This window comes from Actinosynnema sp. NPDC050801 (genome assembly GCF_040673975.1).
GTDB lineage: Bacteria > Actinomycetota > Actinomycetes > Mycobacteriales > Pseudonocardiaceae > Actinosynnema.
Window position 1 is genome coordinate 251,672 of the sequence record NZ_JBFAQZ010000010.1, and the last position, 19,926, is coordinate 271,597.

The window sequence follows — 19,926 nt, forward strand, 5'->3', positions numbered from 1 at the left end:
CGGGCGGCTACATCGCGTCCGTGGTGAGGGCCGCCTGGTCGTGGTCCTCGCCGTACCACTTCTCCTTCCACCGCGAGAACGCCACGATGACGATGTCGCGGTGGCCGGGGCCGCCGTCGGCGGACGTGACGTCGGTGACGTCGTGCTGGAGCGCGCGGTCGTCCAGCAGGACGGCCTGGCCGGGCTCCAGCGTGCCGTCCCAGAACGGGGCGTCCGCGCCGGGCTGCCACAACCGGGTCTTGCCGCCGCCGACGTTGTTGCGCCGCAGAACGGCGATCATGACGAACTCGTGGCCGTCGTGGTGCACGCCCTCGGGCGTCAGCGGCCCGACCCGGTCGCCCTCGGCGCGGGTGCGGTTCTGGTGCACGTTGATCTGCCAGTCCTCGCTCTCGTCGAGGCCGAAGCCCTCCATGCCCACGCGGATCAGCGGCGTGAAGTCGACCTCGATCGGCAGGTACTTGCGCTTGATGCCGCCCGCGACCGGGTTGAACTTGGTGAACGTGGTGTAGTCGCGGTGCTCCAGCAACTCGAACCGCCAGCCCTCCACCTCGTCGTGGTGCAGCCGGTACTGGCTGAACCGCTTGAAGCGGGTGCCGTTGCCCATGTACTCGTCGACGGGGCAGCGGTCGTAGCTGTCCAGGATCTCCTGGGGAACCTCGGGCAGGTCCACGATCGCGAACCGCTGGTCGTTCAAGGGCATGTCAGGTCCTTCCGTGCTCGACGACGGGGTGGCCGTCCGCCGGGGTCGGCGAGGTGTCGGGATCAGCTGTCTGCGGTGATCAGCTCGGAGACCTCGGCCAGCCGCTCGTCGAGGTAGCGGGCCGAGGAGTTCAACCGCCAGAGGGTGCCGCGCGCGATGCCGCGCCGCATGTAGGCGGAGTCGGCCGACGGGAGCACGATGTTGTGGAACCAACCCGCCGCGTGCTGCGAGTCGACGGTGATGTGCAGGCGGTGGTAGACGATGCCGACCTCGGGCAACCCGAGCCGCTCCCACGCGCCGACGACCTGCACGAAGCGGTCGGGCACCAGCCACTCGGTCATGCCGAGGAAACCGACCGCCTCCGGGTAGAACCGGCGGTAGCGGCACAGCAGCACGGCGAGGTTGCCCGACAGCATCGCGGTCGCGGTCAGCGAGTCCTCCAGCTCCTGCTGGCTGATGTCGAAGACGTCGTAGAGCTGGTTGAACAGGGTCGTGTGGACCTCGGCGGGCTTGCCGTTGCCCATCTCGTCCCAGAAGTTGTTGGCGATCTCCATCTTCGCCGGACCGGCCGTGCCGACCTGCATCAGCGCCAGCAGGTCGTCGAACCGCCCGTCCACCACGGATTCCTGGATGACGTACTTGCGCAGGTGCTCCGCCGTGGCGTGGTGGCGGATGAAGTCCATGTAGTACCGGTGCTTGAACACCCGGTGCCCGCGTGCGCCCTGCTTGAGCCAGGACAGGTACTCCGCCGGCGTGGTGGGTGCCGCGTCGACGACCGCCCAGTCGACCGCGGCGTCCTCCGCGGCGATGGTCGCGCGTTCCAACGCGGTGAGGATCCCGTTGATCACCAGCGAGCCCTCCGCGGTCGGCCCGTCGGGGATTTTCATGACCAAGTCGTAGATGCGCGCCAACAGCAACTGCTGGCTGCGGAAAGCTCCCTGATCCCCCGCCGCGGCAGCCGCGTTCAGCGCGTTGACGTCTTCCACCACCCGAAGAGCTTCCTGCCCGATGACCTTGGCATCCAGTTCTTCTGCGGGCATCCGAAGCCAGGATGAAATCTCTTCTACGAGTGCACCTCGATCACGCGCCACCGGCTCCACCTTGCCCAGGATTAGTCTGTCGACGACATATCCGACTTCAATCGACGTGGATGAGGCCCCAGCATCCGTTTTGATCAATTCGGACCGGCGACCAGCAATGATGATTGCTCAGGATCCGAGACGGCGACCATCCGCCATTCGGACGCAATGTTCACGCAGGTCGCGCACCGGTTAACGGTCAACGCGCCCGCTCGTTGCGACTCCGCACACCCGTCGATCACGTGCCGCCGCAGGACAACACGACCGCGTGTGCCACGCCGACTGCGCCGCCGCTTCGCACTGCGGGTTCGTGGCTCCGAAGTGCATTCACACCGACATTGATGCCTCGCCTGCCGATAACTCCATTCATGTTGTGGGATGCCAGAACTCCGCGTTGGGATGCCGAGCCACAGCAATCGCACATCATGGGCGATAAGGCCATGATCGTGGGACGTGGCGTTACGACTGCCGCACCTGGTCTTCGTCCGGCTCGTTGGTCCTTGAGTGGTGACACCGGGCACCCTCCTGCGACGGCGCCGGCGCCTGGTCGCGAAGAAGTGGACCCACCCCCACCGCACCGGCCGCCCACCGGTCCACGACACCCGTGCCGCACCGCACCGGCCGACGATCCTCCGCGCCGGACGATCGAGCCGTTCGGGCTGTGCGCACGGGTAGTGCCGTACCGGCGCGGCAGACTGAACACTCCACTGTGGCGTGACGCATCCGGCGATGAAGCCCGGAAGGTCACGCCCCGTGTGGCCCGGTCGGGTGATGTAACACCCGACCGAACGGTTCTGCGGCGTTGATCGGCTAGCCGGTCACTTCGCGGGCATCCCTGGTCCGGACGCCCCGGCGCGGACCGTGCCGGGCGGTCCGGCAGCGCGTTCGGGACGACAGAACAGGAATGACTCCATGTCAACCGAATCTCACACGGCGAAGTCTCTCGCAGAGAAGTGTCGAGCACCCGGTTCCGGCATGCCGACGGCCCGTGCGGCCGTGGTGGCCCGAACCGCGTTCACCGCCTCCGCGCCCTCGTCGCTCGCAGAGGCGGTACCCGAGGTGTTCCAGGCGTGCGAGATCGCCGCGTACCCGGAATGCACATCGTCATGACGGCCGCGGACTCGCGGCACGCAGGCCGCCTGCGCGTGATCTTCCGGTTGCGCATCGCAGACGGCTCGCAGGAACGATTCCTGGCCGCCTACCGGCAGGTTTCTCGTCAGGTATCCGAAGTGGACGGCTACCTCGGTGACCAGCTGTGCCAGTCGGAGGAGGACCCCGCCGACTGGGTGATCACCAGCGAGTGGTCGAGCCCGGCGCACTTCCACGAGTGGGAGGCGACTCCCGGCCACCGCGAGATCGCGGCTCCGCTGATGGCGTGCGTGACGACGAGAGATTCGCTGCGCTACCACGTCCGCCTCACCACCGCGGCGGCGTCCGAGTCGAGCACGGTTGGAGGTTAGGTCGTGAACCGCTACGCGTTGACGTTCTCCGTGCGGCCGGGGTCGGAGGCCGAGGTGGCCGAGATCCTGTCCGCCTACGCCGCACCACCCGCGGGCCGGCCGGAGGCCGCACGCCCGCTGCTGGACCGCACGTCGGTCTTCATGGCGGGCCAGGTCGTGGTGCGGGTCGTGGACATCACCTGCCCGCCCTCGGTGGCCATCCGGCACCTGGCCGGGCAACCGCAGATCCGGGCGGTCGAGGAACGGCTCCGGCCGCACCTGGTCGAGGACCGCGACCTGGCCGACGACGACAGCCGCCGGCGTTTCCTGGCCACCTCGGTGATGCGGGTCGTGTCCTCGCGCAACGGCCACACCGGTCACCTGGCCCGCACCGCCGCGCTCTACCAGGCGTTGCCGGGCCAGGGCCGTGAGGTCGCCCGCCTGCTCGCCGTCGACGGCGCGGGTCCCGGTCGCGGTGCGACGGTGTTCCGCCGCCGCGACCTGGTGGTGCACCTGCTGGAGTCGTCCGACGAGGCACCCGCCGTGCCGCTGGCGGGTCTGCTCGCGCCGCGTGTCCAGCTGGCGCGCCCGATGACATTGGTGACCGACCGGGTAGTAGGAGTGGTGAGATGACCGGCCAACTGCACCGGACCGTGAGCACGTCCGACGCCGCCCCCAACCGCAAGCGGGGCGGGGACATCCGGGTCCTGTTGAGCCCCACGACCGTCGGCGCGACCGGGGGATTCCTCGGTGTGACGCTGTTGGAGCCGGGCCAGCAGGTCAACGAGCACTACCACCCGTACTCCGAGGAGTTCCTGTACGTCGCGGAAGGCGAGATCGACGTGGACCTCGACGACGTGCCGCACGCCGTGCCGACCGACCACGCGCTGCTGATCCCGATCGGGGTCCGCCACCGGGTGCGCAACACCGGATCCGGACCGGCCCGCGTGGTGTTCCAGCTGTGCCCGCTCGCGCCCCGGCCCGAACTGGGGCACGTCGACACGGAGCGGACGTCATGACCCGCCGGGTGGCCGTGACCGGCCTGGGGGTGGTGGCACCGGGCGGCGTCGGGACGAAGGCGTTCTGGGAGCTGCTGATCTCGGGGCGCACCGCTACCCGGCCCATCAGCCTCTTCGACGCGGCGGGTTTCCGGTCCAGGATCGCCGCCGAGTGCGACTTCGACCCGGCCGACGCGGGACTCGGCCCCACCGAGGTCGCACGCATGGACCGGTACGTCCAGTTCGCCGCCGTGGCCGCAGACGAGGCGTGGCGGCAGGCGGAGCTGGACGTGGCGGACCCCTGGCGGTTGGGCGTGTGCATGGGATCGGCGGTCGGCGGCACGACGCTGCTGGAGCAGGACTACGTGACGACCTCGCACGCGGGCGCCCGATGGCTGGTCGACGCGGGCTTGGCGTCGCCGTTCCTGCACCGCGTCCTCTCACCGGCCACGCTGGCCGCCGAGGTCGCCGACCGGATCGGCGCGTGTGGCCCGGTGCGCACGGTGTCCACCGGCTGCACGGCCGGGCTGGACGCGGTGGGTCACGCCGCCCGCCTCATCGAGGAGAACCGGGCGGACGTGATGGTCACGGGTGCGTCCGAGTCGCCGATCTCGCCGATCACGGTGGCCTGTTTCGACGCCATCCGCGCGACTTCCGCCCGCAACGACGATCCCGCGCACGCCGCGCGTCCGTTCGACCGCGACCGGGACGGGTTCGTGCTCGGAGAGGGTGCGGCGGTGCTGGTGCTGGAGGAGTTGGGGCACGCCCGCCGCCGGGGCGCGGTGGTGCACGCCGAGGTGGCGGGTTTCGCCACCCGCAGCAACGCCCACCACATGACCGGGTTGAAAGCGGACGGCGTCGAGATGGCCGAAGCGGTGCGGCGGGCCATGGACCAGGCCCGACTGCGGCTCGACGACATCGACTACATCAACGCGCACGGCTCGGGCACCCGGCAGAACGACCGGCACGAGACCGCGGCGTTCCGGCGGGTGTTCGGTGCGCGGGCGTACGAGGTGCCCGTGAGTTCGATCAAGTCCATGATCGGCCACTCGCTCGGCGCGATCGGCTCCATCGAGCTGGCGGCCTGCGTGCTGGCCCTGACCAACGGCGTCGTCCCGCCGACTGCGAACCTGGACACGCCCGATCCGGAGTGCGACCTGGACTACGTGCCGCACACCGCCCGGGAACGGGATTTGCGCGCGGTGCTGTCGGTCGGCAGCGGCTTCGGCGGTTTCCAGTCCGCGGTGGTGCTGGCCCGCGGGGGCCGGTCATGAGCGCCGTCGTCACCGGACTCGGCGTGGTCGCGCCGAGCGGTATCGGGGTCGACGAGTTCTGGCCGGCCGTGCGGGACGGGCACGTGGCGCTCGGGCCGGTGCGCCGGATCGAGCCGAACCCGTACCCGGTGGTCGTGGCGGGCGAGGTGGACGGGTTCGAGCCGGACGGCTGGATCGACCCGCGGATCACCGTGCAGACCGACCGGTTCACCCACTTCGCGCTCGCCGCGGCGGGGATGGCGCTGCGTGACGCCGACCTCGACCCGGCCACCGTCCCACCGTTCGGGTTCGGCGTGGTGACGGCGAGCTTCTCGGGCGGTGTGGAGTTCGGCCAGCGGGAGATCGAACGGCTCTGGAAGGACGGGCCCGGGCACGTCGGCCCCTACCAGTCGATCGCGTGGTTCTACGCCGCGTGCACCGGCCAGATCTCCATCGGCAACGGCCTGCGCGGGCCGTCGGGGGTGCTCGTGGCGGACGAGGCGGGCGGTCTGGACGCCTTCGCGGCGGCGGGCGACGAACTGCGCCGAGGTGCCAGGGCGATGCTCGTCGGTGGCGCCGAAGCACCGTTCTGCCCGTTCTCGGTGTGCTGCAACCTGGGGCTCGGGCTGCTGAGCACGGGCACGGACCCGGCCACCGCGTACCTGCCGTTCACGGCGCACGCGACCGGGTTCAGCCCGGCCGAGGGCGGTGCGATGGTCGTGATCGAGGACGAGGACGCCGCGCGGGGGCGAGGTGCCGAGGTACGGGCAGTCGTCGCCGGGCACTGCGCCACCTACACCGGCTCGCAACACCTCGACCTGTCCGCCGAAGGGCTGCGGCGGGCCGCGGAGGGCGCGTTGGACGAAGCCGGCCTCGACCCCGGCGACGTGGACGTGGTCTTCCTCGACGCGTTGGCCGATCCACGCGCCGACGACGCCGAAGCCAAGGCGGTGAGCCTGCTGTTCGACGAACGCGCCGACCGCGTGCCGGTGACCGCGCCCAAGACCGGGTACGGGCGCTGCTACGCGGGCGCGGCCGTGCTCGATGTCGCCGTCGCCGTCCTGGCGATGGAGCACGGCGAAGTGCCGCCCACACCGGGTGTGCGCGACTGCCGGTTCGACTTCGACCTCGTCACCGGAGCATCCCGCGCGGCCGACATCCGCACCGCCTTGGTCCTGTCCCGAGGCTTGTACGGCGGGAACTCGGCGCTGGTGCTCCGACGTCCGGAACCGATCAGAGGAGATGACTGACATGGACACGACCCTTTCCCCCGACGACCTGGCCGCCCTGATCAGCCGCTGCACCGGTGTCACCGTGACCGGTGAGCAGGTCACCGACTCCGCCCGCACCTTCGACGACCTCGGCGTCGACTCCCTCGGCCTGATGGGCGTCGTGGCCGAGCTGCAACGCAACCACGGCATGTCCCGCGACGTCGAACTGGAACCGAGCCAGTCGCCGCGGGAACTGCTGTCCCTGCTCGCCGGGAGGGCGTGACATGGTCGGGCACACCGAGAACGAGATCGTCATCGACGCGCCGATGGACTTGGTGTGGGAGCGCACCAACGACGTCGAGAGCTGGCCGGACCTGTTCAGCGAGTACTCGTCGGCGCAGGTGCTGGAACGGGACGGCAACCGGGTCCTCTTCCGGCTCACCATGCACCCGGACGCGAACGGCAACGTGTGGTCGTGGGTGTCCGAGCGCATCGCCGACCCCGCCACGAGGACGGTCACCGCGCGACGCGTGACGACCGGCCCGTTCGAGCGGATGGACATCCGGTGGACCTACGAGCAGGTCGACGGCGGCGTGAGGATGCGTTGGACGCAGGACTTCGCGATGAAGCCGGACGCGCCCGTGGACGACGCCGCCATGACCAAGCACATCAACGACAACAGCCGCGTCCAGATGGCGCTGATCAAGCAGAAGGTGGAGGAGTTCGCGTGCACCGCACCCTGATCGTCGCCCGGATGGTCCCGGACACCGCCGACAAGATCGCGGCGGTGTTCGCGGACTCGGACCACCACTCCGGCCTGGCCGACGCGATCGGGGTGCGGGCACGCAGCCTGTTCCAGTTCGGCGAGCTGTACCTGCACCTGATCGAGGGCGAACGGCCGTTGGCGGAGGCGGTGGCCGAACACCGCCACGACCCCCGGTTCAGGCGGATCAGCGAGGACCTGAGCCCGTTCGTCAGCGCGTACGACCCGGAGGCGTGGCGCGAGCCGAAAGACGCCATGGCGCACGAGTTCTACCGGTGGGAGCGGCATGTCTGACAGCGCAGGTCGGCACATCCCGGTGCTGGTCGTCGGCGGTGGCGCGACCGGGTTGTCCGCGGCGGTGTTCCTCGCTTGGTACGGCGTCCCGGCGCTGCTGGTGGAGCGCCGCCCCGAGCCGCTGGACGAACCGCGGGCACGCGCGCTGCACCCCCGCACCATGGAGCTCTACCGCGCGGTGGGGCTGGAGGACGCCATCCGGGAGGTGCGGTCGCCGATCGCCGGCCACGACGTCATCGCGCACGCCGAGACCTTGGCCGGCCCGGAGTCCCTGCGGCTGCCCCACTTCCTGGACGCCGACACCGGCTCGCTCAGCCCGTGCAGGTGGGCGACCATCGACCAGAACCAACTCGAACCGGTGCTGCGCGACCGGGCCGTGTCAGGCGGGGTGGACGTGCGGTACGCCACCGAGGTCGTGGCGGTGGACGACAGGCCGGACGGTGTCGTCGCGCTGCTGCGCTCCCGCCGCACCGGGCACGAACAACTCGTGCGAGCTGACTACCTCGTCGCGGCGGACGGGTCGCACAGCCCCGTCCGCCGCATGCTCGGCATCGGGCACGACGGCCCTGGGACGCTCGCCCGCAAGGTGAACGTCTACTTCGACGCCGACCTGCGTGAACCGTTGCGAGGGCGCAGGGTCATCCTGATGACCCTGCGCAATCCCGCCGTGCACGGCTTCCTCAGCCCGATCGACGGCATGAAGCGCTGGCGGTTGGCCATCTCGCTCAAGCCCGACCAGGACACCACGATCAGCGAGACCCAGAGCGTCCGGCTGGTCCGGGCGGCCATCGGCGTGGACACCCTGCCGATCGTCATCGACAGGGTGTCCGAGGTGCCGTGGGAGATCTCCGGCCGTGTCACCCGCCGGATGTGCACCGGCCGCGTCTTCGTCGCGGGCGACGCCGCCCACACCATGCCGCCGGTCGGCACGTTCGGTGTGGCGACGGGTGTGCAGGACGCGTTCAACCTGGCGTGGAAGATCGGTCTGCACCACCGGGGGCTGGCCGGACCCGGAGTGCTCGCGAGCTACGAAACCGAGCGCCTGCCCGTGGCGCAGCACACCACCCGGTTGACCGCGGAACGGTACTGCCTGGTCAACGGCGGCAGCGGCGACGCCCGGGAAAGCGCCGTGCGGCAACGGATGACGATGTTCGGCTACACCTATCTCGCCGGCGCTCTCGTGCCCGACGACGTCACGCCGCACCCGGTGGAGGATCCCGACCACCCGTCCGGCGCGCCGGGCACCCGCGCTCCGCACGTCCCGCTGGCGCACGACCGCGGCCCGATTTCGCCCACCGAGCTGATCGGCCGGGGGTTCGTGCTGCTCACCGGCTCCACCGGGTGGGAACGCGCGGCGGCCGAGGTCGCCGCCCGATCCGGTGTCCGCATCGACCACTACCGGATCGGCGACTCCCTGCGTGACACGACGGGCGCGTTCCACCGCCGTTACGGGATCACCGACAGCGGGGCCGTGCTCATGCGCCCGGACGGTTTCATCGCCTGGCGCACCCGGACGACCGACCCCGATGCCCTCGCCGGGGTGGTCGACCGCGTGCTGTTCCGCTGAACCCCTCGGTCGGTGGTCGAGGCTGGGTAATCCGGGCGGTCGGTTCGAGTTCGGTGAACGCGCCGGCTACCTGGGCAGGACATGCGCATCGGTCGTTCAGAGGCACGCCAGCGCAGGGAAGAGCCGGAGTGCGTTGTCCCGGTTGATACCGCCGCGCAGCCCAGCATCCAGCGCGGGATCGGCGTCGAAGGCCGCGGTCGTGCCGGCCAGTTGGGCAGTCGACGTCGCAGGCCAGTCGCTGCCGTAAAGCAGGTGCGTCGGACTCACGGAGGCCAGGAGCGTCGGCGTCGAGTGCGAGGACATCGGCGCTGCCGTGTCGTAGTAGAACCGGCGCAGGTAGTCGTCCAGCCTGCCCGGTGGGAGGGGCGGGTCGAAGCGGTCGGCGTTGAGGGTCACCCGGTCGGCGACGTAGGGCAGGAATCCCCCGCCGTGCGGCAGGACGACAGTGACGTTCGGGAAGCGGTCGAGCGTGCAGTGGACCACCAGGTTCAGCGCGGCCCGCGTGGTGTCGAGCGGGTAGTCGCACACGTAGCCCGGTATCCCCGGCACGACGGCCTGGTCGGGCGTGGTGCCGGGGAGGTCCGTCGGGTGCAGCACGAGGACGCTGCGCAGCGCGTCGAGCTCGGCCAGCAGGGGGTCGAAGGCCGGGTCGCCGATGTAGGTGCCGTCGCGTCCGTGCGTGAACGCCTGGCACCCCACCGCGCCCATCTCCGCACCGGTCCGCGCCGACCACACGTCGAGGTCCACGTCGTCCAGACGCACGCGCGACAGGAACGCGAACCGCCCGGGATGGGCGTCGGCCAGCTCGCGCACCTCGTGGTACGCGATCATGAGGCCTTCCTTGTACTGATCCCCGTCACGGTAGCGGGCCGCGGGCATCGCCACCGACAGGACCGCCGTCCCGACGCCGACACCATCCATTGCGGACAGCGCCGCGCCGACGTCCCACTCGGCCCACCAAGGCAGGGGCGAGAGGGTGACGACGCCCTGCTCCTCCGCCCACCGCAGCCACCGGGGCGGCGTGCAGTGGTGGTGGACGTCGATGCGCTGGCCCCGGTGCTCCTCCCCCGACGCCGACGCCAAACCACTGTGGACGAGCGAACCGACACCGCCCACTCCGCCGATCAGCACCGACCGCCGAGAGACCACGCCCACGACCGCCTCCTCGGTTCCCGCCACACCGCATCCGACTTCCAGGATCGAACCGCGCCCGCACACCACCCGCAAGGCCACCACCGCGACGGCACCCCTTCGTGTCCGCACGCCCAACTCCCCAGGACACCGCCACGGCCGTCCGGATCGATGCTGCCGTGACTGAGCGCCCGTCCCCCCGTTCGCTCCTCCGCAGCCTCGGTGCACCGGTGCGGCCCGACCTACCGGCACGTGCTGCGTCCGGCTGAAACGCCGCAGACGCGGGTGGAGCCGGCAGCACCCAGCGCACCGGCGCGGGAAGCCAACCCCGTGGCGGCGGTTCCTGCGCACACTATGGAGTGCGGGAACTCTGTACGGGGATGCTGAGCTGCGGCGATCGTGCACCCTGGGCCCCGGAACATGATCGTGAGGTATGGCGTTGCGACTGCTCCACCTGATCTCCGTCCGGCTGGGGCCGCCTGAGCTCACACCTCCAGGACCCGCCCGGCGGCTCCGCGCGTCGTCCCCCGACCACGTGCGACGCGTGGGAGACCCGGGATGAAGGTGGCGACGACCAGGGCGAGCAGCGCCGCCGCCGCGCCGGCCAGCAGCACGGCGGTGAACGCGGCGGGGTCCGGGACGGCGCGCCCGCTCACCGTCGTGGTCCCGGCGGCGAGGAGCAGTCCGGTCACCGCGCCGGCGGCAGACGTGCCCAACGACCGGCAGACCGTGCTGCACCAACGCAAAGCCGTCGCGGACGAGGTCGAGGGGATGCTCGATGCGCACCCTCTCGCCCCGGTCCTGATCTCGATGCCCGGCATCGGGGTCAGGACCGCCGCCCGCATCCCCCCGGCCAACAGCCCGGTCAGGCTCGCACGGCCGGGCAGCCAGAGAACTGGACATCCTGGATAGCAGACCCAACCACGACCATTGGGCATCGGGACGTCACCGCGAGCACGTACCGCACCCCAGCGGTACGGCGCTCGCCGACCGCCGCTCGCCGGTCAGCTCATTCTTTGGCTGCGACCAGGGACACAGGACGCGCTTTCGTCGCAATTGCCGCGGTAATGGCGCTGGTCACCGCCACGATCCCCACCGAGCCGATCGCGACGGCCACGAGGAGCGTCCAGGGGACCGCCACCACGGGCACGCCGATCGCCTTGTCGACGGCGCCGGCGATGCCGGCCAGGCCCACCCCGGCCACCAAGCACCCGAGCACCAGGCCGATGACCGCCACGGCGGTCGCTTCGACCACGGCCGTGCGCACCACCTGGGGCTGGGTCAGCCCGGTCACCCTGGAGACGGCGAACTCGCGGCGGCGTTCGGTTCCGGCGATGACCACCGAGTTCACCACGGCCATCAGCGCGTACAACCCGGCCAAGCCCATCAGCACCGTCAGGATCTTGACGTTGCCGGCCTGCGCGACCTCCGCACGTTCGACCGCCCACTCGGACACCCTCCGCACCTGGCTGACGCCCGCCTGCCCGATCCGCTCGGCGACGGCGTCCGGGTCGTGCCCCGGCGCGACCTGGACGACGGTCTCGGTCGGCGCCCCGGCCCACACCTCCCGCGGCAGGGCCTGGCGCGGGACCAGGAAGCTGTCCCCCGCCTCCAGGGTCTCCGGCAGGCCGCCGACCACGGTGAGCCGCAGCGGCTGCCCACCGATGTCGGCCGCGAGCACCCGGCCGGGTTCGATCCGGTCGGCGTGCCGCGCCGGGCCGGTGAACACCGTGGCGCCGGTGAGCGCGTCCAGGTTGCCCGTCGACGGGGGCAGGGTGTGCGTGCGCGCGTAGTCGGCCGCGTCCACTGCGATGATGCCGGTGTAGAAGTCCCTCGTGATCACCCGCTCGTCCTGCGCCTCCTCCACGGTGATCGTGATGTCCACGGCGTTCTGCCGTGAGGCGACGGCCACGCCCTCGATACTCGGCAGCCGTTCCGCCTCCTCGCCGGTGGAGGTCACGACGAGGTCGCCGTTCACGGATCGCTTGGCCTCTTCACCGCCGGCGGCGGCGAGTGAGGCGAAGGTGCCCGCCAGCCCGAGCAGCAGGGATACCAGCACGATCAGCGGTGAGGCGGTGGCCGCGCTGCGCCGCACTCCGTCCCGCAGGTTGGCCTGCGCCAGGCCGATCAGCGTGCTGCCGGGCACGAGAACCCCGAACAGCCATGCCATGAACGGCACGACCAGCGGGCTCAGCAAGCTCATGGCGACCGCGCCGAACATGGAGATCCCGAGTGCCGCCATCATCGCGCCGATCAGGTTGGCGCCCTGGGCCCACACCACCATGGCGATGGTGCAGCCCGCGAAGGACAAGCCGAACAGCCACCGTGAAGCGGTCATCACCCTGGCGGCCCCACCGGTCTCCTGCAGGGCTTCCAGGGGCCGGATCCTCGCCGCCCGCAGCGAGGCGGTGAACACGCCGGTCAACGCGACGCCGACACCGACGATGCCGGCGGTGATCACGGCCCACGGCCGCCACGGGACGCTGAAACTCTCCGGCAGCAGGCCTATCTCCACGAGCAGCCACGTCTGCGCGTACTTCGCGATCACCCCGAACGGCACGCCCAGCGCGGATCCCACCAGACCCAGCAGCAGGGACTCGGACAGCAGCAACGCCCGCAACTGGCCGCGACTCCCTCCGGTGAGGCGCAGCAGGGCGAGGTCGCGGCGACGCTGGGCGACGGTGAAGCTGAACGTCGAACTCACGATGAAGACCGCGAGGAACATCGCCAGGAACGCCGTCATGCCCATGACGGTCGCGGCGCCGACGAACCCCTCGCGCACCTGGTCCTCTGCCTGGCGGGACAGCCCGGGTGGGATCCGCGGGTCTCCGGTGGCCGCCAGGACCAGCATCGAAGCCTGCACCAGGGCGACACCGACAGCCACGCTGAGGATGGCTCCGATGAATAGCTCCCACCGCTCGCGGAACGTGCTGAACGACATCTGGAACACGGCTCAGCTCTCCAACCGCGCGAGCCGCTCGGCGACGTCGCGGACAGTCGGCACGTCCACGCGGTCCACGATCCGGCCGTCGGTCAGGAAGACGACCGTGTCGGCGCCGGCCGCGACCGCGGGGTCGTGCGTCACCATGACGATGGTCTGGCCCACGGTCTCCACCATGGTGCGCAGCAGTTGGAGGACCGTTCTCGCGGAACCGGAGTCCAGTGCGCCGGTGGGTTCGTCCGCGAACAGCACGGCGGGTCGGGAGATCATCGCCCGAGCGATGGCGACTCGCTGTTGCTGGCCGCCGGAGAGCTCACGGGGCCGGTGACCCGCGCGATCGGCAAGCCCCACACCGGCCAGCACCTGTCGGACCTCGCTCTTGGACACCCGCACCCCGGCGAGCTTCGAGGGGAACGCGACGTTCTGCTCGGCCGTCAGCGAACTGATCAGGTTGAAGCTCTGGAACACGAACCCGATCGTGCGCCGCCGCATCTCGGTCAGAACGCTGTCCGGCGCCGCGGTGATGTCGCGTCCCGCGAGCCGGACACGTCCGCGAGTGACCTGGTCCAGTCCTGCGGCACAGTGCAACAAGGTCGACTTGCCGGAGCCCGACGGGCCCATGATGGCGGTCCAGGTGCCGGTCGGGCAGCTCAGGCTGACATCGTCGAGTGCGGCCACACCGGTGTTCTTCGCCCCGTAGAACCGCGTGACCTGGTGCAGTTCCACGGCCGGGTAGCCGGGGGGCGGCATCCCCTGCCGGTGACCAGCGCCGAGGTGCTGATTCCAGGACATGACAAACCCCCGTTGTTCGTGACGGACAACCAGTGGCACGACTGTCGCGAGCCCCCTCCCGACCTGTCGCCCGCTTGCCTGGCTGTCGGTGGAACCAGCCAACCGCACGTCTCACGCGGGTGTCACTGTCCCTAACCTCCGAGTAGGAGGTAGAGGTTTCTCTACCTCCTCCGTCGAGACCGACGATCACCTCCACACCGGTGCTGACTACGTTGTGTGTTGTGTCGGTACGCAACGCACGCACGATCTGGGAATCGATGACGTTCCGCCGGTTCCTCCTGACCAGCTGGCCGTGGCGTGGCTTGTCGTTCGTGATCAGCACGCCGGTGGTGTCGGCGCTGGTCGGCGTGCCGGTCGCCGCGTTGTGCCTGCCGTGGGTGTACCTGGTCTTCCGGTTCCTCGGGACGGCGCCGATCGCGCTGGGCGAGGCGGTGTTGGCGGGGCTGGCCGGGTTGCTGATGATCGTGGCCGGGGGTCCGCTGGTAGCCCTCCCGGTGGCCCAGGTGGAGCGAGTGCGGTTGCGGCTGGTCCACGCCGACCCGGTGCCGTGGCCGCGCTCATCCGGGGACGGCGGCTGGTTCGGCTGGTTGCGCAACCGGTACACCGAGCCCGCGACCTGGCGGAAGCTCGTCTACCTGGCCGTGGTGACGCTGACGGCGCTCCCGAGCGCGGCGCTCGTCCTGACCATGACGATGGTCCTCTCGCTGATCGTCAGCCCGCTGCTGGTCACGCCTGGCAGAACCCTCGCGCTCGGTCTCGGGCGGGCGAGCACGGTGGCGGAGGCGCTGCCGTACTCGCTGCTGGGAGTGGCACTGTTCCCGGTGACGTTGTACCTGTTCGCAGGGCTGGCCGGGCTGCACGCGGCGACGGCCAGGGCGCTGCTGTCCGGGGTGTCGGACGAACGGCTGAGGACCGAGTTGGTGGAAGTCTCCCGGTCACGGGAACGCCTGGTCAACGCATTCGAGGTGGAACGGCGGCGGATCGAGCGGGACCTGCACGACGGGGCGCAGCAGCGGGTGGTCAGCCTCATCCTGCAGTTGGGGCTGGCGCAGCTGGAGATGCCGTCGGACTCCCCCGGCGCCGAATCGGTGGCCAACGCCCATGAACAGGCCAAGCAACTGTTGACGGAGCTGCGGGAGTTCATCCACGGGATCCACCCGCAGGCGTTGTCGGATCTGGGGTTGCCGGCCGCGTTGCAGGAGCTCGCGGACCGGTCGACGGTACCGGTGACGGTGGACTGCGCCATCCCGGAGCGGCCTCCCGGTGCGGTGGAAGGCGCGGGGTACTTCGTGGTGGCAGAGGCGTTGAGCAATTCGAGCAAACACAGCGGGGCCACCGAAATCGAGGTCACGGCGAAGCTCCGGCGCGACGTGCTCACGGTGGAGGTCACCGACAACGGGCGGGGAGGTGCGGACGCCGGGCGCGGTACCGGACTGACCGGTCTCGCCGACCGTGCCGCGGCTCTCGGCGGCACCTTGTCCTTGTCCAGCCCCATCGGTGGGCCCACCACAGTGCGAGCGGAGTTCCCGTGCAGCCCACGCAACCAGTGATCCGCACCGTTCTGGCCGAGGATGGTGCGCTGCTGAGAGAAGGGCTCGCGGCCCTCCTGGACCGGTTCGGGTTCCAGGTGGTGGCGGCCGTGGGAGATGCGGAAGCACTGATCACCGCGGTCGCCGAGCACAACCCCGACCTCGTCGTCACCGACATCCGGATGCCACCGGGGTTCTCCGACGAGGGGTTGCGGGCGACGGTGCGGTTGCGGCAGGAGCGGCCGGAGTTGCGGGTGGTGGCGCTGAGCCAGTTCGTGGAGACCAGCTACGCGTCCGACCTGCTGGACTCCGGCAGCGGGATCGGCGTCGGCTACCTGCTGAAGGACAGGGTCGGGGACGTGCGGGAGTTCATCTCCATCCTGCGCAGGGTGGCGGCGGGAGAGACGGTCGTCGACCCGCAGGTGGTGCGCAAGCTGTTGAAGCGCAGCAGCACTCCGCTGGCGACCCTGTCGAACCGCGAACGCGAGGTCCTCGGGCTGGTGGCCGAGGGTTATGCCAACGCCGCCATCGCGGAGAAACTCGTCGTCTCCGAAGCCGCGGTGAACAAGCACGTCGGCAACATCTTCACCAAGCTGGGGTTCACACCTGGTGATGACCGCAACCGGCGGGTGCTCGCGACACTCGCGTACCTGCGGGATGGGGCACAGCTCAATCGTCCGTGATCCAGCAGGCGGTGGAGGCGGTCTGCTCCCGAACTGCTCCCCAGAACGATCACCGGCCCGCAGACGATGATCCGCCTGCGGGCCGGTGACCTGCACAAACACACTGTGGGCGAATGATCCCGCCGACCACCAGGTGTTCCCCGTCCATCACATCTACCGCCGGCAACCACGGTCACCGCGGGGCGACGTCGGTGCAGTCGATCTTCTCGTCCGGGAGCCGGCCGGTGGTCAGGAACGTCACCGTCGCCTCGTCCACGCACGTGGAGCCCTGGTTGTAGACGTAGTGCCCGCCGTTGTCCGCGCCGACGAAGGTCGCTCGCTCGCCGAGGACCTGGTAGAGCCCGAGGCCGTCCTCCCACGGTGTGGCGTTGTCCCTGCGGTTCTGCAGGATCAGCGTGTTGCGCGGTCCCTTGTCCGTCACGCGGACGGGCTCTTCGACCGGCCTCGGCCAGAACGCGCACGCCCGGATGTTGGCGGGCATCCCCGCGGTGAGCGGCCAGGCCGCGCGGTCCTCGGCGGTGCGGCGGGCGTACTCGTCGACGTCGTCGGACCACGCCGCGTCACCACAGGTCAGTGCCAGGAACATGGTGGCCTGGTTGTCGGCCGGCACGCCCGGGATCGGCGGCGGTGCGGTGAACACGTGCCGCAGCACCTGGCCGTCCGCCTCAGCGAGCACGCCGTCGGCCAGCCCGACGGCGGCCTTCCAGAACTGCGCGAGCACCGGGAGGGTTTCGTTGTGCAGCAGGAGGCTGTAGGTGACGGTGCGCAGCATCGAACCCGTCAGGGCCAGTGAGGTGCCGGGGACGGGCGCGGGGGTGCGGTCGAGGCGGTCGGCGAGTGCGAGGTACTTCCGGGTCACCTCGTCGACGGTGCCGCCCAGTCCGAGCGTGGCGTGCTGCGCCGCGGCGACCCTTGCCGCGTCGGGGAAGCGTTCCGACATGGCCTTGCCCCAGTTGTCCGTCGCGTTGGCCCAGACCTTCGTGGGGTCGACGTTGCCCTCCAAGACCACCCGGTCGGCGCGCTCCGGGAACAGTGACCCGTAGACGGTGCCGAGGTACGTGCCGTAGGACTGGCCCCAGTAGGAGATTTTCTCCTCACCGAGCGCCGTGCGGATGCGGTCCACGTCGCGGGCCGTGTTGGCGGTGGTGAAGTACCGGAGCTTCTCGCCGGCGTTCGTCGCGCACCGCTCGGCGTCGGTGCGGGCGTGGTCGACGTTCGCGGTGATCGAGCCGTCCGCGGCCGGGTACGGGAAGAGACCGGCGAGAGACGGGTCGTCGAGGCCGCAGCTCTGCGGGGTGCTGTGCCCGACCCCACGCGGGTCGAAGCCGATCAGGTCGTAGGCCGCCAACACCGACGGCGGCAGGGTCGGCGCCACGACACCCGGTGTGTCCAGGCCGGACAACGCCGGGCCGCCCGGGTTGAGCAGCAGGACACCGCGGCGGTCATGGGCCTCTGCCGCCGGCAGCTTCGAGACGGCCACCTCGATCTTCTCGCCACCGGGGTCCCGGTAGTCGAGCGGAACCTCCACCGTTCCGCAGGTGAGCCGAGAGTCGCGACCCGCACCCTCGGCCAACACCGGGCACGTGCCCCACGTGATGCGTGGCGCGGCGGCCACCTCGGCGACGACCGGTGGTGCGTCCTCACTCGTCGCGCCTTCTTCCGCGTCGGCGTCACAGGCCGCCACCGCGGCGACGGTGAGCACCACCGCGATCACCACCCTGGTGAACCTCCGGGGGATACCGGCTCCCGCTGACCGTTGCATCGTCTTCAACGCCCTTGCCCTCCAGCTCTCGGCGTGCCGCGACGTACTGACGCCGTCGCCAGAAAACCTATGGAAGACCGCGGTGCCACGAATCCCCTTGGGGTGGACACTTTCCTGTAGTCCTCACGGGGGACAGCGGCCTGCGGCCAACTGGCCGTCGCCCGATGCGGGGCGCGCCGGACTGCCCGGCGCGGGCACCGCGGCTCGGTACCACGCGGTCGTCGTCGTGCCCGGCCATATCCCTGGTACGCGGGAAGATCTTGTCGTTCTCGCCGAACGTGCGGATCGCGAAGTCCTCCACCGGGTGCGGTGTCACGCCGACCAGAACCAAGTCCTCACCCCGCGCAACTCGGAGCTGGAGGATCAGACCCGACAACTCCACGCCGGCTGGTCGACGCCGATCCCGATGTGATCCCGCTGCCCGACCGTTCCCGACCAAGTCGACCGAACGATCATTCGCCTGATGTGCGGCCTGTCGTCGGTACCTGCGAGTGTGCCCAAGCCACGTACGGTTGTCCCCGGCCCGCTGACATAGCTGGTGGGGTCAGCGGCCGGTCGCGCCGTCTATCAGCTCACGGAGGATGTCGGCGTGGCCCGCGTGCCGGCCGGTCTCCTCGATCGTGTGGACCAGCGCCCAGCGGACGCTGGGAGCGGGACGCCCCGGCTGCGGTCGAGGGACCGGCGCGGCGAGGTCGATGCAACCGTCGAGCACCTCGTCGGCGCGTTCGACGGTCTCCCGGTAGCGGGCCACCACGTCGGCAACGCTGTCCGCCGGTGCGGCTTGGAACGTCGCCTGCCAGTCGGTGACCTCGTCACCGAGGAAGATCGCGCGCTCGACGAAGGTCAGGTGGTTGAGCAGGCCGAGCAAGTTGGTGCCGGACGGCACCGCGGCTGTCCGGACCTGCGGTTCAGGGGCGCCCTCGACCTTCGCGGCGATCGACGCGCGGAGGTAGTCGAGGAATGCGCGCAGGACCTCGGCTTCACTGCTGCCGGTCTTGGGCGGCGGAGTGTCACGGCGGCGTGTTCTGGCGGGCATGGCGGTCTCCTTCATGTTCTCGGGCGGCCCTGCCCTCCGGTCAGGCGGTGCGGTGAACGACCAGGACGTGGTCGATGACCTCGGCGGTCTGCCCGCTCGGTCCGGTCGCGATCCTGCGGGGCGTGTCGGCCCGCTCGACCGCCCACGTCGCCGCGTCCAGGGCGATGCCCGCGGCGATCTCGCGGGGGCTCGGGTACCGGATGTCAGGATCTTGGTTCCACGACCACGGCGCGGTCGAGCCGTGGTCGACGACCAGCAGCCGCCCGCCTGGGCGCAACGCGTGCGCGGCTGACCGCAGGAGCGCCACTCTGTCCAGGTCGAACGGGGTGTGCAGGTAGTGGGCGCAGATCAAGTCGAATTCACCGGATGGGAACGACGTGTGCAGGTCGTGCCGCACGGCGGCGACCCGGTCGCCGAGGCCGCGGACGCGGGCGAGGGCCGCGAGCCGCTCGACCGCCACTGCCGAGATGTCGACGGCCGTGACCTGCCACCCTCGGCCCGCGAGCCACAGCGCGTCGCCACCGTCGCCGCATCCGAGGTCCAGGGCATCGCCGAGTGGCAGACCGGCGACCGTCTCGGTGAGCCGGGCATTCGGTCGCGGGCCGGTGGCTGCCGGTCGAGACACATGCACTTCGTCCCAGAACGTGACCGCGTCAGCAGCGCTCATCAGGACTCCTTTCGCCTGTATGGGCCCAGCTCACCAGGCGCGCACCGAACCGGCACGGAAACTTGCGGTTCCGGCAAGATG

At 70.5% G+C, this 19,926-nt stretch carries 20 protein-coding genes; 11 read left to right on the forward strand and 9 right to left on the reverse strand.

The features are described from left to right. Positions 1–7: 7 nt before the first annotated feature. Both AB0K14_RS23500 and AB0K14_RS23505 read right to left on the reverse strand, forming a co-directional pair. A complete protein-coding gene (locus AB0K14_RS23500) occupies positions 8–700 on the reverse strand; it encodes a 2OG-Fe dioxygenase family protein (protein WP_360454984.1) in 693 nt (230 codons plus the stop codon). Between the two features lie 62 nt (positions 701–762). Beyond that, complete coding sequence (locus AB0K14_RS23505; protein ID WP_360454981.1) at positions 763–1,740, reverse strand: iron-containing redox enzyme family protein; 978 nt, start codon at positions 1,738–1,740, stop codon at positions 763–765. A gap of 1,145 nt (positions 1,741–2,885) precedes the next feature. Between AB0K14_RS23505 and AB0K14_RS23510 the strand changes: the two genes are divergently transcribed. The 9 genes from AB0K14_RS23510 to AB0K14_RS23550 are packed head-to-tail and all read left to right on the forward strand — an operon-like array spanning position 2,886 to position 9,304. Then, complete coding sequence (locus AB0K14_RS23510; protein ID WP_360454978.1) at positions 2,886–3,239, forward strand: antibiotic biosynthesis monooxygenase family protein; 354 nt, start codon at positions 2,886–2,888, stop codon at positions 3,237–3,239. Positions 3,240–3,242: 3 nt separating this feature from the next. Next, the gene (locus AB0K14_RS23515) at positions 3,243–3,851 is read left to right on the forward strand and encodes a SchA/CurD-like domain-containing protein (RefSeq protein ID WP_360454975.1); all 609 of its coding nucleotides are present in this window, start codon (positions 3,243–3,245) and stop codon (positions 3,849–3,851) included. Continuing rightward, positions 3,848–4,237: a cupin domain-containing protein gene (locus tag AB0K14_RS23520; protein WP_360454972.1), complete on the forward strand. Its 390-nt coding sequence runs from the start codon at positions 3,848–3,850 to the stop codon at positions 4,235–4,237. Before AB0K14_RS23515 ends, AB0K14_RS23520 begins: the two co-directional genes overlap by 4 nt. After that, the gene (locus tag AB0K14_RS23525; RefSeq protein ID WP_360454969.1) at positions 4,234–5,490 is read left to right on the forward strand and encodes a beta-ketoacyl-[acyl-carrier-protein] synthase family protein; all 1,257 of its coding nucleotides are present in this window, start codon (positions 4,234–4,236) and stop codon (positions 5,488–5,490) included. Before AB0K14_RS23520 ends, AB0K14_RS23525 begins: the two co-directional genes overlap by 4 nt. After that, the gene (locus tag AB0K14_RS23530) at positions 5,487–6,719 is read left to right on the forward strand and encodes a beta-ketoacyl synthase N-terminal-like domain-containing protein (RefSeq protein ID WP_360454966.1); all 1,233 of its coding nucleotides are present in this window, start codon (positions 5,487–5,489) and stop codon (positions 6,717–6,719) included. Before AB0K14_RS23525 ends, AB0K14_RS23530 begins: the two co-directional genes overlap by 4 nt. Position 6,720: 1 nt before the next feature. Further along, a complete protein-coding gene (locus tag AB0K14_RS23535; protein WP_360454963.1) occupies positions 6,721–6,963 on the forward strand; it encodes an acyl carrier protein in 243 nt (80 codons plus the stop codon). Position 6,964: 1 nt separating this feature from the next. Beyond that, the gene (locus AB0K14_RS23540; RefSeq protein WP_360454961.1) at positions 6,965–7,423 is read left to right on the forward strand and encodes an SRPBCC family protein; all 459 of its coding nucleotides are present in this window, start codon (positions 6,965–6,967) and stop codon (positions 7,421–7,423) included. Then, entirely contained in the window at positions 7,408–7,737 is a 330-nt protein-coding gene (locus tag AB0K14_RS23545; protein WP_360454959.1) for a TcmI family type II polyketide cyclase, read from the forward strand. Before AB0K14_RS23540 ends, AB0K14_RS23545 begins: the two co-directional genes overlap by 16 nt. Further along, the gene (locus AB0K14_RS23550) at positions 7,730–9,304 is read left to right on the forward strand and encodes an FAD-dependent monooxygenase (protein WP_360454956.1); all 1,575 of its coding nucleotides are present in this window, start codon (positions 7,730–7,732) and stop codon (positions 9,302–9,304) included. The genes AB0K14_RS23545 and AB0K14_RS23550 overlap by 8 nt, the downstream gene beginning before the upstream one ends. A gap of 96 nt (positions 9,305–9,400) precedes the next feature. On the opposite strand, the gene AB0K14_RS23555 is transcribed toward AB0K14_RS23550, so the two are convergent. From AB0K14_RS23555 to AB0K14_RS23570, 4 genes are all read right to left on the reverse strand, one after another. Continuing rightward, entirely contained in the window at positions 9,401–10,459 is a 1,059-nt protein-coding gene (locus AB0K14_RS23555) for an amidohydrolase family protein (RefSeq protein ID WP_360454953.1), read from the reverse strand. Between the two features lie 461 nt (positions 10,460–10,920). Beyond that, on the reverse strand, positions 10,921–11,151 hold the full coding sequence (locus tag AB0K14_RS23560; RefSeq protein ID WP_360454950.1) for a hypothetical protein: 231 nt from the start codon (positions 11,149–11,151) through the stop codon (positions 10,921–10,923). A gap of 293 nt (positions 11,152–11,444) precedes the next feature. Continuing rightward, entirely contained in the window at positions 11,445–13,319 is a 1,875-nt protein-coding gene (locus tag AB0K14_RS23565; protein WP_360454947.1) for an ABC transporter permease, read from the reverse strand. A 69-nt stretch (positions 13,320–13,388) separates the two neighbouring features. Continuing rightward, positions 13,389–14,270, reverse strand: a complete 882-nt coding sequence (locus AB0K14_RS23570) for an ABC transporter ATP-binding protein (protein ID WP_360454944.1) — start codon at positions 14,268–14,270, stop codon at positions 13,389–13,391. A gap of 119 nt (positions 14,271–14,389) precedes the next feature. On the opposite strand from AB0K14_RS23570, the gene AB0K14_RS23575 reads away from it, so the two are divergent. Together AB0K14_RS23575 and AB0K14_RS23580 are read left to right on the forward strand one after the other, a co-directional pair. After that, entirely contained in the window at positions 14,390–15,718 is a 1,329-nt protein-coding gene (locus tag AB0K14_RS23575) for a sensor domain-containing protein (protein WP_360454941.1), read from the forward strand. Continuing rightward, complete coding sequence (locus tag AB0K14_RS23580) at positions 15,718–16,380, forward strand: response regulator transcription factor (protein WP_360455201.1); 663 nt, start codon at positions 15,718–15,720, stop codon at positions 16,378–16,380. Before AB0K14_RS23575 ends, AB0K14_RS23580 begins: the two co-directional genes overlap by 1 nt. A gap of 172 nt (positions 16,381–16,552) precedes the next feature. Here the strand turns inward: AB0K14_RS23580 and AB0K14_RS23585 are convergent, their stop codons facing one another. The 3 genes from AB0K14_RS23585 to AB0K14_RS23595 all read right to left on the reverse strand — a co-directional run bounded on the left by AB0K14_RS23585 (position 16,553) and on the right by AB0K14_RS23595 (position 19,845). Then, positions 16,553–18,097 (reverse strand): alpha/beta hydrolase, encoded by a 1,545-nt coding sequence (locus tag AB0K14_RS23585; RefSeq protein WP_360454938.1) that lies wholly within the window; start codon positions 18,095–18,097, stop codon positions 16,553–16,555. A gap of 589 nt (positions 18,098–18,686) precedes the next feature. Next, positions 18,687–19,178: a DinB family protein gene (locus tag AB0K14_RS23590; RefSeq protein WP_360454935.1), complete on the reverse strand. Its 492-nt coding sequence runs from the start codon at positions 19,176–19,178 to the stop codon at positions 18,687–18,689. A 40-nt stretch (positions 19,179–19,218) separates the two neighbouring features. Continuing rightward, on the reverse strand, positions 19,219–19,845 hold the full coding sequence (locus tag AB0K14_RS23595) for a class I SAM-dependent methyltransferase (RefSeq protein WP_360454932.1): 627 nt from the start codon (positions 19,843–19,845) through the stop codon (positions 19,219–19,221). Between the last annotated feature and the right edge of the window lie 81 nt (positions 19,846–19,926).